The organism is Salinarchaeum chitinilyticum, from assembly GCF_055390775.1.
In genome coordinates this window covers 2,929,394-2,942,045 of sequence record NZ_AP043888.1, presented here as the reverse complement: position 1 = coordinate 2,942,045, position 12,652 = coordinate 2,929,394, and the positions used below count along the sequence as shown (strand labels likewise).

11 protein-coding genes are annotated in these 12,652 nt (G+C 64.3%); 3 read left to right on the top strand and 8 right to left on the bottom strand.

The window, feature by feature from the left end; translation table 11 throughout:
• Positions 1-23 precede the first annotated feature (23 nt).
• On the top strand, positions 24-449 hold the full coding sequence (locus ACZ5KP_RS14225) for a hypothetical protein (protein ID WP_460918522.1): 426 nt from the start codon (positions 24-26) through the stop codon (positions 447-449).
• Positions 450-505: 56 nt separating this feature from the next.
• Here the strand turns inward: ACZ5KP_RS14225 and ACZ5KP_RS14220 are convergent, their stop codons facing one another.
• Positions 506-913: a cupredoxin domain-containing protein gene (locus ACZ5KP_RS14220; protein WP_460918521.1), complete on the bottom strand. Its 408-nt coding sequence runs from the start codon at positions 911-913 to the stop codon at positions 506-508.
• A 166-nt stretch (positions 914-1,079) separates the two neighbouring features.
• On the opposite strand from ACZ5KP_RS14220, the gene ACZ5KP_RS14215 reads away from it, so the two are divergent.
• Positions 1,080-1,796: a protein sorting system archaetidylserine synthase gene (locus ACZ5KP_RS14215; RefSeq protein ID WP_460918519.1), complete on the top strand. Its 717-nt coding sequence runs from the start codon at positions 1,080-1,082 to the stop codon at positions 1,794-1,796.
• Positions 1,797-1,887: 91 nt separating this feature from the next.
• Positions 1,888-3,099 carry a HEAT repeat domain-containing protein gene (locus ACZ5KP_RS14210; protein WP_460918518.1) on the top strand — a complete coding sequence of 404 codons (1,212 nt, stop codon included), beginning with the start codon at positions 1,888-1,890 and terminating at the stop codon, positions 3,097-3,099.
• Between the two features lie 79 nt (positions 3,100-3,178).
• Here the strand turns inward: ACZ5KP_RS14210 and ACZ5KP_RS14205 are convergent, their stop codons facing one another.
• Genes ACZ5KP_RS14205 through ACZ5KP_RS14175 form a run of 7 tightly spaced genes read right to left on the bottom strand, consistent with a single transcriptional unit; the run spans position 3,179 to position 12,234 of the window.
• Positions 3,179-3,904: a DUF7289 family protein gene (locus ACZ5KP_RS14205; RefSeq protein WP_460918517.1), complete on the bottom strand. Its 726-nt coding sequence runs from the start codon at positions 3,902-3,904 to the stop codon at positions 3,179-3,181.
• The gene (locus ACZ5KP_RS14200) at positions 3,901-4,377 is read right to left on the bottom strand and encodes a DUF7266 family protein (RefSeq protein WP_460918516.1); all 477 of its coding nucleotides are present in this window, start codon (positions 4,375-4,377) and stop codon (positions 3,901-3,903) included. Before ACZ5KP_RS14200 ends, ACZ5KP_RS14205 begins: the two co-directional genes overlap by 4 nt.
• On the bottom strand, positions 4,370-5,233 hold the full coding sequence (locus ACZ5KP_RS14195) for a hypothetical protein (RefSeq protein ID WP_464761848.1): 864 nt from the start codon (positions 5,231-5,233) through the stop codon (positions 4,370-4,372). Before ACZ5KP_RS14195 ends, ACZ5KP_RS14200 begins: the two co-directional genes overlap by 8 nt.
• Positions 5,230-5,850: a DUF7288 family protein gene (locus ACZ5KP_RS14190; RefSeq protein ID WP_460918514.1), complete on the bottom strand. Its 621-nt coding sequence runs from the start codon at positions 5,848-5,850 to the stop codon at positions 5,230-5,232. Before ACZ5KP_RS14190 ends, ACZ5KP_RS14195 begins: the two co-directional genes overlap by 4 nt.
• A 1-nt stretch (position 5,851) precedes the next feature.
• On the bottom strand, positions 5,852-6,328 hold the full coding sequence (locus ACZ5KP_RS14185; protein ID WP_460918513.1) for a DUF7287 family protein: 477 nt from the start codon (positions 6,326-6,328) through the stop codon (positions 5,852-5,854).
• Positions 6,329-6,331: 3 nt separating this feature from the next.
• Positions 6,332-8,377 (bottom strand): type II secretion system F family protein, encoded by a 2,046-nt coding sequence (locus ACZ5KP_RS14180; protein WP_460918511.1) that lies wholly within the window; start codon positions 8,375-8,377, stop codon positions 6,332-6,334.
• Positions 8,374-12,234 (bottom strand): ATPase, T2SS/T4P/T4SS family, encoded by a 3,861-nt coding sequence (locus tag ACZ5KP_RS14175; RefSeq protein WP_460918510.1) that lies wholly within the window; start codon positions 12,232-12,234, stop codon positions 8,374-8,376. The genes ACZ5KP_RS14180 and ACZ5KP_RS14175 overlap by 4 nt, the downstream gene beginning before the upstream one ends.
• Positions 12,235-12,652: the final 418 nt, after the last annotated feature.

The following is a 12,652-nucleotide window of genomic DNA, read 5'->3' as shown; positions in this document are numbered from 1 at the left end:
ATACCGAGGCGATCCAGCGGTGGATGTCGACACGAACCCGCGCGCCGACGACTCGCGAAACGGCACCGCAGAAAACCAAACTCGTCGCCGGAACGTTCGCGATCGGTGGCGTCGGCGCCGCGCTCAGTGGCCTGTTCCTCCTCGTCGCGTCGTCGCAGCTCGCAGGCAGCGGGATGGGTGGCCTGGCAGGTCTCGGTGCGGCACTCGGGGTCGTCGTGCTGGCGATCGCTGGCGTCTCGATCGCCGTCGCCTACGGCCTCTGGACCGCTCGGCGATGGGGCTGGTACGCGGCCGTTGCACTCCTCGGTCTCGGCGTGGTGAACGGCGTCTGGACGCTCCTTTCCGGCGCCGGACTCCTCGTGATCCCGCTCGTACTGAGCGCCGGCGGACTCTGGGTGCTGTGGGAGGAACAGGCGGCGTTCGGCCTGGACCACGAACTGCCGACCTGATCCGGCAGGCGGAGCTGCGCAATCTCGTCGAGCTAGCAATCAGCGGTCCCATAGCGCTACTCCTCGACGACGATGGAGCCGTACATCTCTTCGGACTCGTGGGGGATGCAGAAGTAGTCGTACCGGCCGGGAATCTCGAACGTGTGCGTGAACGTCTGGCCGGGACCGATGATGCCGTCCTCGCCGAGCGTGTTCCAGGCATCACGCGCCGCGGACTGGCTCTCGAATCCACCGGTCGCGAAGAAGGATGCCTCCTCGGGAATCGCGTTCTCGTAGGCGGTGACGGTGTGGCCGCGCGAACTCGTGTTCTTCCAGATCACTTCCGTCCCAGCCTCCACGGTCAGCGTCCTGGGCTCGAAGTCCGTCGGCGACATCCCTACGTCGTAGTCGTCGAAGAGTCCGAGACAGCCACTCGTCGCGACGGCGGCGCCAGCGACGCCCGCGAGATACGCCCGGCGGTGCATTGGAGGTAGATTCGAAGCGGACGACCAAATGGGGCCCGATCCGCGTCGGCAGCGTCCCACAGTATTCGGGCCATCGACGATCGGGGATGCCGAACGGCGAACGAGCGCACGAGCTGGCTGTACCGAAGTGGAAAGGGGTAAGGTGACCCCACGGTACCGATTCGATATGCTTCCGCGGTTCGTCGGCAGGACCGGGCTCGCCGATGCCGTGACAGTCGCCAACGCGATGCTGGGATTCCTGGCGATCGTCGTCGCCACGACCGACACCTGGGCCGCGGCCAGGCTCCTCCTGCTCGCAGCGATCCTCGACGGGCTGGACGGCGTCGTCGCGCGCTGGCGCGGTGGCACGGCCGTCGGACCGTACCTCGATTCACTGGCCGACGTCGTCTCCTTCGCAATCGCACCGGCAGCGCTCGTCTACGCGGTCGCCGTCGAGGAGTGGGGGATCGTCCCGCTCGAGAGCACGGAGCCGCGGGCGATCGCCGCGTTCGTGCTTCCCGCGCTGTTCGTCGGTGCGGCGATCACGCGGCTCGCCCTCTACACCGCCTACGACACCGAAGACGAGTACACGCAGGGCGTCCAGACCACGCTCGCCGCGACGCTCATCGGCGCAGCGATCCTGACGGGGATCACGCGGCCGGACATTCTCCTCGTCATCACCGCAGCGTTCGTCTACCTGATGCTCTCGCCGCTTCGCTATCCCGATCTGCTCGCACGCGACGCGCTCGTGATGGGCGTCGTGCACGCGATGGCGGTGATCGCACCACTGCTCGCCAAGCGAGCGTTCCCCTGGGCACTGCTCTTCCTCGGCCTCGGCTATCTCGTCTTCGGCCCGTGGCTCTACTGGCGCGACCGATTCCCGATCCCCTTCCTCGCGGAGTGAGCGAGCACGAGCGGACGGGAACAGACCAGCAACGCCAGCCGAAACCGGGCGAACGAAACGCTTAGAAGGAATCCGGCGAGATGCTAGGCCAATGAGCGACGAGGAGCCCACCGTTGAGTCGTTGCGCGAGCGACTCGAAGCCATCGAGGAACAACTCGAGGCCGCCGAGACCGAGGACGACCTCGACGAGGTCGCCGAGGAGATCGAAGCCCTCGAGGGAGACGTCGAGGCGGCCGACCTGCCGGAGCCCGACGACGAAGACGAGACGCCGCCGGCAGAGGCGCTGACCGACGACATCGAATCCGTGAGCGACGATCTCGAGGAGGCTCGCGGCCCCTACGCCGAGGACGTCGTCGAGTCGATCGAGGACGCAGTCGACGCGATCGAGACCGGTGAGTGGACCGAAACTGGCGAGGAGCAGGTCCTCGCGGCCGTCGAGTCGTACCTCGACGCCGTCGACGAGCACGTCGACGCGTCCGCGTCCGGCGCCGAGGATCTGGACGCAGCCGTCGATGCGCTGGAGAGCGTCGCGACCGCCGTCGGCGACGCCGACCTCGAACCGGACGAGGACGCCGAGACGATCGCAGCCCTCGTCGAAGCGACCGACGCCCTCCAGGAAGACCTCGACGCCGCGGAGGAGTGGGACGACCTCTCGGTCCGCCAGCAACTCGACGCGCAGGGATATTACGACGTCCTCGACCACCGCAAGGACTTCCCACCGGAGTGGGGTGCACTCAAGATCTACGAGAAGCGTGGCGAGGCCGAGCCGATCCTGCTCGCGCTCGATACGTTCGACTCGGACTTCATGGAAGAGCACGCGATGGACGCCCTCGAGCGAATGGGGCCGGAGGAGGCCCTCGACGAGATGCTCGCCCGCGCGGAGAAGCGTGACAAGCACGCGATCCGGGCCCTTGGGACCATCGGCAGCGAGGAGCCCGTCGACACCCTGCTCGAGTACGTCGACGCGGACGTCGGCCTCCAGAAGGTCACCTTCCAGGCGCTGGGCAAGATCGGGAGCGGGGAGGCCGTCCAGCCACTCGCCGACCAGCTTGTCGCCGACGACGCCGAGGTTCGCTCCGCCGCAGCCCGTGCCCTTGGGCTGATCGGCGACGCGCGAGCCATCGATCCCCTCGCCGACGTGCTGGACGAGGACGAGTCCGGCTCGGTTCGTGCCTCCGCCGCCTGGGCACTCGTACAGATCGGCACGGAGGACGCGCTGTCACAGGCCAGCGACTACGCCGACGATCGGGAGTATCTCGTGCAGGCAGAAGCGGAGAAGGCCCGGGACGCGACGACGGCCTGAGGGGCACTCGCAGACCAGTTGCGAGGACGATCTTTCTACGTACTCAACACGTCGAGGCGTGGCCTCGAAGAGAAGCCTTTCAGACGCCTGCGTACTCGAGGTCGATCGGAACGTTCCGGACGTACACGCTATCGGCCGTACACGTCGCATCCCCGGAGCTCGTCGACCAGCCATAGTCCTCGAAGTACCGTTCCCAGGCTGCTTCGTACGGCGTTCCGCCGTAGGAGACGGTCAGTGTATGAGGACCACCAGTGGCAGATGCGACGACCGTCTCGTCTCCAGCCAACGGCCCGTCGGCCCGGATTTCGATCGATCCGTCCGACGAAACCGAGCCGGAAGGGCCGGTGAGTGTGACCAGCGACACGACGGCGTGCCCGTCGGTGCAGGTGAACTCGGGAGTGCGGATCACCGTCTGGGAATCGGGGCCGTCACTCCGAATGACTGCGCCGGACTGGTAGACGATCTTCGTGTCGGCGCCGAGCCCGTAGACGAGACCGCCGTCGGCGTCGCCGTTCGAGACGTCCGTTCCGTCGATCGAAACGGAAAGTGAAAGATCGTCATCGATCGCCATCGTCCGCCCCGACAGCTCGACGTCGAAGGCGCGATGTTCGCCCTGCCCGCGCTGGATGTCCTGCAGTGCGACGGCCGAAGCACTGAACGCTTGCTGTGCGCTTCGGTCCGTCTCGTCCTCCTGGATCTGGTTGATGCTACCGAAGCCGGCGGTGTAGAGCAACCCGACGGAGGTGATCACGACCGAGAAGATGAGCACGAACGCGATCACCTCGCTGACGCCACGGTCGCTCACAGGTCGTCACCCCGGATCGTCACCGTCGAGTTCGACGCGTGGAAGACCGACACGACGTGTCCACCCATCGCAGAGCCTTCCTCGATCGTGACTCCGGCGGGGAGACTCACCGGTACCTCGACGTCGATGTTCTCCGCGAAGGAGTTCAGCTCCAGACAGCCGTCGTACCCCGATCCCGCGTAGCAGTCGGAGCTGTCGGTGAGGTGAACGCGGTAGCCACCACCGACGGAGGAGCCGGGCTGGCTGGACCGAACCTCGAACGTGGCGTTCGTTCGCTCGCCGCGGTCGGCGGCGGTGACCAGCTCCGTCGCGACGCGATCACCGATCGAGCGAAGCTCTCGGTCGCCGGTGTTGGTCCGCTGGTCCTCCAGCATGTTCCCGGCACCGAGCAGCAGGCCGGCGATCAGGATCGTCGTGATCCCGATGGTCATGACGTGCGTGACCGTGATGGAGACGCCGCGTTCGTCAGTCATAGACGTCGATCACCCTGGATTCACTCTCGACGGAGGCATCCGTCGAATCGTAGGTAAACCCGTATTCGAACGACCAGATAATCGGATCTCCGCCGGGATGATCCGAACCAAATGACGAAGTCTGGTCCGTTGCGATCGAGTAGGTCACGTTCATGTTCTCACCGCCGTCGAAGGCGACGTCGTACGGCGCTTGGGTTCCCTCGAAGAGTTCGAACTGACAGGCGGTATCGCCGTAAACGGTTCCGTGACGGACGTCGATCGTCACGGAGCCATCAGTGACGTCCACGTCAGTACACCCGCTGGCACCTGCACCGGATAGCTCGATTTCGTCCGATCCGACGACCTCCACTGAGAGTGTTCTCGACGACGAATTGGAGGGATCGGCAGTGATGGTGAACGTCTCCGTAGCGCTATCGTCCGTATCGAGAGTGAGGAGGAACTCACCGACGTCACCGTCGGAGACAGGGGACCAGTCGTCGTCGCCGTCCGTATCGGTCAAGGGGCCATCACTCGACTGTTCGATGTACGTGCCGTCTTCTCGGTCTGACACGTAATCCAGCGAGACGAACGAACCACTGCTTTCGAGGCTTCGTTTGACCAGCGCACGCTCTAGGTCGTCGAGATCGGAAGGCGGTCCAGTTCCGCCACCGTTACGATTCTCCTCGGCGATCACGACGCCAATTGCGTGTCCAATCTCCTGGCCAGAGACGCCGCCCTCCTTGGCAGACTCGACGGTGCCTTCCGAGCCGACGATCTGCGTGAACAGCGCGGTGTTCACGATCAACACGAGCCCGAGGACGACCAGTGCGATCGCGATCGCACCGACCAGGATGAGCTGGCCGCGCTCGTCGCTCACCATAGCACCACCCGAACTTCGACGACGTTGTAGACCGCGCTACTCGAGTGATCGTCGGGGATCGCTGCTGACAGACTCGAGTCCGAATGACACTCGCCGATCGTTTGGCTACCCACCCCCGGACCGGTCACCAGCTGATCGTCCGTCAGCGCGATCGTCCGCGAAGCTGTGACGACGTCAGAGCCAGGGGTTCCCTGGTAGACGATCCTGGAGACGCTCTGGTTGGTACCGTCCGTGTAGACCAGTTCGACGTTGTATCGCGTGCCGATCTCGAAGGTCGCGTTGAGCGTCGATCCGAAGTCATCGATCGGCACCTGATCGGAGGGATACCCTTCGCCGGCCACCCACTCACCGGTTCCCTCGGCAGTGGCAAACCCGCCGTCCGAACAGTCCCAGAAGCGAGCCAGTCGCGAGAGCTCGCCCTCGTTGGCTGCCGTGGTGAGCATGTCGCTCGCGACCTGCTCTCGCTGGGCAGCCACGTCACGGTCCTGCGTGCCTGCACTCGTGGGCGTGATGACGACGGCCTGCAGCGCGAACAACACCGCCGTCACGAGCAACAGCGCAGCGACGAGTGCTTCGAGCGTGTACGCCTGGCCGCGATCGGACGATCCGGTCATCTCACCACACCCGTACGACCAGCTCGCAGGCTGGTTCGCAAGTATCGGGATCGTTCGTACGGACGATACGCGTCGCAGTGGCTGCCTCGCGGCCCTCCCGGTGGACGGCGCCACCCGACCAGACGGACTCGCCGGACGTGACGTTCGCGACGGTCACGTTGATCCGCGACGAGAAGGGCAACCCGGTCCGGTCCCGGAGCTCCGCGACGCTGGCACTCTCGAAGTACGTAGTCGTCGACGCGTTGTCGATCTCGTTGGGACGGTCGTCCACCGAGAGGTTGCCGACGATCAGCGTTGCAGCGCGGTCGGCCTGGGCAGACTCACTGGCACCGACCCCCACGTCGTACGGCGCGACTACCTGGGGGACGAACGCGAAGACGAAGGCCACGGCCAAGAGGAACAGCCCGATCCCGACAGCGAAATCCTGTGCCGTCTGGGCCCGGTCGCGATCGGCGCGAGAGTGGTGATCCTGGTTCATATGCTATCCGACGAACATCCAGACGGACAGCGCGATGGTCAACAGAACAACCACGTACTTGACACCGCTCAGGATGTCCGCGTCGCGCATGTAGCCGCTGATGAATCCCGAGAGGATCGCCTGCATCGTGACCGCGTGGAAGAACAACAGGGAGAGCTCGGACGGGTCGATCGCACCGAGGTTGAAGCTTCCACCGGCCTGCTCGAGCGAGTCCTGATCGGTCCCCGCGGTCAGTTCGGCCATCGTCTCGAGGAACTGCGTCTGCAGAATCGCCATGACGGCCAGCAGCGTCAGGAACGTCATCATGATGATGACGACCTGCATTCGCGTCCTGGACTTTCGCTCGCGGTCGATGTCGTCCTGGTTCTCACTCGCGGTCGCGGCGGTACGAAGGACGTCCGTGATCTGGCTGGACGCCTCCTGGGCCTTGCTGATGAGTTTGACCGTGCGCGCGAGCCGTGGGATGTGGTACTTGTTGTTGAACTCGACGAGCGCTTCGCGAAGGCTCATTCCGTAGTTGACCTTCGCGTGCATCGTCTGGAACTCGGTCGCGAGCTTCCCAGACGTCGTGTCCGCGACGGTGTAGAACGACTCCAGTAGCGTCAGCCCGGTGTCGTTCGCACTGGAGAGCTTTCGAAGATTGTCCGAGAGATTGTTCGTGACGCCGTACCTGGACCGGACGTTCCACTCGTAGAAGATCGTCAGGGGAAGGAGCACGAGGTACGCCGGGAGGTAGATGTACAGGAAGGTTCCCCAGACGGGAGCGTCGATCATCCCCTGCCAGCTCGTCGGTGCCGAGCCGGTCCCGATCGCAGTCCCGACGATGACGAGCGCCAGGGGAACGGTGATCGCCAGCGTGTAGAGGGGATTCTCCCGGAAGAACAGGTGGGGCTTCTTGATGATCTGTGTCGCCTCGTAGCTACCCTCACGGTTCTTGATCCGGTTGAACACGCTGTACTCTCCGGTGAAGCTCTCGACGAGGCCGAGGTTGAGCAGCCCGCTCCGTTGCTGTTGGCGGAGCCGCTCGCTACCGCTTCCCGGCATCAGGTATCCGTCACCTACCTCGTCCTGTTTGACCGTCGAGACGAGTACGAGAAAACCGAGCCCGGTGAGTGGAACGAGCGCGTAGACGGTCGCGTAGATCATCATCGACTGTGCCTCACCGATCATCATCATGATGACGAGAATGATGATGAGGAGGAGCGGGAACAGGGACAGCGTCATGTACATCTCCCCGAACAGCTCGAGGGTCTCCAGCGTCATCTCCTGTTGCTGCTTGGCCGTCCGCATGTGCTTGTCCTTCTTGTCGTCGAGGAACGCCTGCATATTCCCACCGCTGGAGACGATCGAGAGCATGTCCGTCAGGAACTGGGCGAGCTCGTCGCTCGGCGTCGAGAGCGCCTGATTCCGGATCGCAGTTCGGTAGTCGGTGTCGAAGTACTCCGTCTCCTGGACGATCGACTTGAACTCGCGAGACACTTCGCCGTAGGTGTCGTCCGCCTCCGCCATCGCCTGGAGGATCTCGAGCTGGTTCAGGCCACCGACGGAGAGCGCGTACATGAACGCGACGGCGTCGGGCAGGAGCATGTTGATCTCCCGTTTACGCGTCGACGCTCTCGAGTAGGGGACTGCGATGAGTACGCCAAACCCCATGATGAAGCCGATCGAACCGAAGACCAGCCCCGTTACCAGCACGAGCAGGGGCACTCGGAGCATCTTCAGCACGTCGGCGACGCCGGGTGAAACGTTCTGAACGATGACAGCCGAGCCGAGATCGATCACGCCGGTCGCGAACAGGAGATAGCCCAGTAGCGTCCCGACGATCCACAGCGAGACGCCCGTGATCGTCCCGATTGCGAGCGCGCGTGAGATGTAGAGTTCGACCGTGTCGGCCATCCGGGCCTGCGCGAGCTTCGTCTCCAGATCACCGACGAACTCGCTGTCCTCGGAGAACAGCCGTTCGTAGAGCGGGTAGAACGCATCGCCCAGCGAGTCGGCGCCGGAAACGGTTGTGCCCTGGCCCGATTCGCCGAGGGTGTCCAGGCTCATTCGTCCTCGTCCCCGTCGGCGTCGTCCGTCTGGCTCTCCCCGAACGGCCCGTCGCTACTGAACGGGTCGTCATCGTAGGAGTCGTCCGACGCGTCGGACTCCGACGAGTCTGTCGCCGACTCGTCCTCGGGTGGGTCGGCGAACGGTCCGCCGCCGCTGCCACCGAAGGGATCGTCGTCGGTATCGTCGTCGAAGGGGCCCGAATCACCGGACGATCCGGAGCTGAACGGTCCATCGTCGTCCGCATCGTCAGCTTCGTCGTCGTCCGTCGAATCGTCCGACGACGGCGTCACCTCGGTCTCGGAACCGTCCGAATCGGCGACGTCGCCATCGTCACGAACGGGATCGACGGCGGCATCGTCCGCCAGGCCAGCGTCCTCCGTAGCGGAATCCTCGCTCTTCTCCTCCGCTTCGTCGGCCGGGGAGTCGGGCTCCGACACGTCCGCCGAAGCGGACTCGGCCGACTCCGCCGACTTTGCTCCGTCGCTCTGGGGCGCCTCGCCGTGCTCGGAATCGTCGGTCGGCGCCAATTCTGCGGGAGACGCTTCGGAGTCAGTCTCGCTTTCGACCCCGTCGTCTTCGAACGGGTCGGTCACAGCGGTCTCGAACGGGTCGGCCCCATCGTCTTCGAACGGTTCGTCTCCAGCGTCGGCCGCACTTCCTTCGTCGTCCACGGTGGCCGCTGAATCCCCGCCCTCGTCGAGTTCGGGTGGTGACGGCCGCTCGTCAGCTTCGGCGTCGTCGGACGGTTCGTCGTCGGGGAGCGCGGATGGCGTCGGCGAGTCTCCCGCCTCGAGTTCGGCGTCGCCCGTCGGTTCGGACTCGTCGAGGGCCGGGTCGTCGTCTGCGGGCGCCTCCCCGCTTTCGAGCGCAGCCTCGGCGTTCGGGGGTTCCGGGCCACCAGCGTCCGAGTCGTCCGTCGAATCGGCTGTGTCGGCCGGTTCGTCCGATGCACCTCCGTCGGAGTCGGCACCGTCCTCGAGTGCCTCGCGCGCGTCCGCCCAGATGTCCTCGGTCTCGTCGCTGCCACCGAGCCAGTCGGGACCGCCGGAGAACGGATCGTCCTCTTCGGCGGCTGCCGCCTCGGGTTCGGCCGACGTTGCACCGGATTCTGCCGTGTCGTCGCCACCGAACGGAGCGGAGTCGTCGCCGAAGGTAAACTCGCTCTCGAAGCCGTCGGCGACCTCGCCTTCGAAGCTGATCTCGTCCTCGTCCTGGTCGGCCTCGATCGTGTCCTCCGGCTCGCTGGCACCGTCGAGTGCGCTCTCGAGGCCCTCGACGGTCTTGCCGCGGTACTCGTCGAAGAGGGACTCCTCGGCGTCCTCGACGATACTCATCGCGAGGTTGTACCCCTCGTCGTCGGGGTCGGGCCGGGGGACGAGCTCCTCCTTGGCCGGATCGACGTCGATCAGGACGCTCTCCATCTCGCGGAGGTCCTCGAGACTGTCCTCGAGCTGGCCGTTCGCGATCAGCGTGAGGATCGTATCGGGATCGTTGATGAACGCCTGGATCGTCGCCGCGACCTCGCGGTACTGGTTCAGCCCGTTCTTGATCAGGTACGCGAGAATGATCTCCCGCTTGAACAGCTCCTCCTGGAGCCGTGCATCGTTCCACCCGCGGTCGAACTTGATCTCCTCGAGCGTGTTCGAGTCGCCGAGTTTGAGGAACTCGTCGGTCTCCGCCTGCCACTGGTAGACGTCCTGAACGTTGATCTCGTCGTTTTCGGCGTCGTAGTGGTTGACCTCGGTCAGCGTCTTGTTGCGCCGGACCTTGTGGCCGTGGACCCGGGTCTGGGTCTGGATCGAAACGAGGTCCAGCGCGGTGAACATCGTCTTCGAGACGTTGATCGGCTCCGTCGTGAACCGCTTGAGCACCTCGCCGACGGAGTCGGCGTGGAAGGTGGTGTACGTCGTGTGCCCGGTCGACATGACCTGGAACAACGTCCGGCCCTCCTCACCACGAATCTCGCCCATGACGATGTAGTCGGGCCGTTGTCGGAGTGCGGCCTCCAGCAGGTCGAACTCGTCGACGTCACCCTGGGCGTCGTCGGAGAAGGAAGGTCGCGTGACGCTCGCGATCCAGTTTCGCTGTGGCAGTTCGACCTCGCGCGTGTCCTCGATCGAGACGATCTTCGTGTTCGAGGGGATGAACAGGGAGACTGCGTTCAGGCTCGTCGTCTTCCCCGACGCTGTACCGCCCGCGAAGATCAGGCTCTTGTGGTTCTCGATACAGAGCCAGAGGAACGCCATCTCCTCCAGCGAGAACGTGTTCCAGTTGATGAGGTCGATCGGCGTGAACGGGACGTCCTTGAACTGTCGGATGGTGTAGTTGGTCCCGTGGTCGGAGACCTCCCGTCCGAGCGTGAGCTGCGCACGCGAGCCGTCCGGGAGCGTGGCGTCGACCTGCGGGCGTCGTTTGGAGATACCCTTCCCGGACCGCTGGGCGAGTTTCACGACGAAGTCGTCCAGCTCTGCCCGCCCGTGGTAGATGTTCGAGATGATCTGCTCGTAGTCCGTGTGATAGACGAAGACGGGAGAGTCGTACCCGTCACAGGAGATGTCCTCCACGTTGATGTCGTGTTTGATCGGGTCGATCCGCTCGTACCCGATGAAGTCCCGCTTGAGCAGGTAGAGCAGCTTCTCGATCTGGTACTCAGTGAGCGTCTCCGCGTCGTCGGCGAGCACCGCAGGCTCCGGCCTGACGCTGATACCGTCGAGTGGCTCCGGCGTGGGATCCACCTCGTCCTCCACCGCCTCGCCACCGTCGTTGAACATCGCCATGAGGCCCGAGAGGATGCCTTCGTCACCGCTGGCCCCGTCACCCGTGACCTCGTCGACGGAGCCCTCGAACAGATCGTACCGGTCGAGGAGGCGCTTCGTTTCACGTTCGATGACCGCCCGGCGTTCGGCTTCCGTGCTGTCGGCACCGGCGGCCACCTCCTCGTCGGCGTACTTGATCGCGGTCCGGAGCTTGCCGATCAGGAACTCGCGGAGGTCGTCTTCGATCTCGTTGAGGTACGGCTCGATGGCGTAGTACTTCTTCTCGTTTTCTTTCCGGGAGTGGAACAGGACGACGAACGAGTAGGGTTTGTTGACCCAGTAGCGGTCCTCCTCGACGAAGTGTTCCTTCTTCTCCATCGGTACCGCCTTCTCGAGGTCGTACCGGTTCGTGACCGTCGTGTTCCCATGTTCGTCGGAGAAGAACTCGTCCTCGTCGACGTCCTCCTCGACGTCGACCGTCCGCCGTTCGACGAGTTCGTCGAGCTCGCGAGCGATCGAGCCGGCGCGGGCGAGCTCGGATTCGGTCTCGTCGGCGTCGAAAGAGAGGTACTCCGTCGGATCGAAGCGATCGACCGTGCCGTCGGAGTTGCGGGGGCGGGAGCCGTCGTCCTCGTAGTAGTACTCTCGCTTGAAGTGCTCCCACATCCACTCGTCCTTGACGACCGGCGTCGTGCTCGGGTCGGCGAACGCGTCGAACTCGGAATCGAGCCACTTCGCGTTCGCACCCGCAACGTCGGTGATCCGCTCGCGGAGATCGTCGGGATGGAAACCAAGATACTCCGACGGGTCGAAAGAGACGCGGTTCCAGTCGTTGCCGGTGGGGACCTGGCGTTCGACGTCGTCGCCGCTGCTCAGTCCGACGTCGGCTGCCGCCTGGGACTGGGGCCGTCCCTGCGGGTAGAGATCACTTACTTCGTCGTCGTGGCCGTGATCGTCCATGAAGTCCGCCCACGAATACCGCCCGACTGCGACGGGATCCGGTCCGGCGTTCGCCGGTTCCGAATCGGCCGTGGACTCCGAATCGTCGGACTCCCCGAGCTGTCCGGATTCGGCACTATCAGCCTCGTCAATAGCCATTGCTCACACCGTTCTGCTGGTCAAGCAAAAAACCTTTTGTTAATAAAAGACAACTGATAATTGGGGCACGGCTCACGCTACCGGCGGGCAGGTCGCCCTCGACCCCGACACTGTCGGTTGATTTCCGCAAAGAGGAACGAACTTCGCGGGGATTTCTTTTTGTTTTATTGCCACAAATATAATCTTCTGTCGCCGGAGATATTATCGTGTTTATGTTCACCGTACCGCTCCTGGGGATCTCTACGATAAACTGAGCGTGGAGCTACTTCGTTGCTTCGGCCGGTCTGCCCTCGGGCGGTCTTTTGTCTACCGACCGGTTCAACTACGACGCACGTCAAAGCGTGGTATGGGACGTGGTCACGTGGCCGCCGTTCAGTGCGATCGAAACGGAATGTCGTGGACGCGAACGCAAACGCAA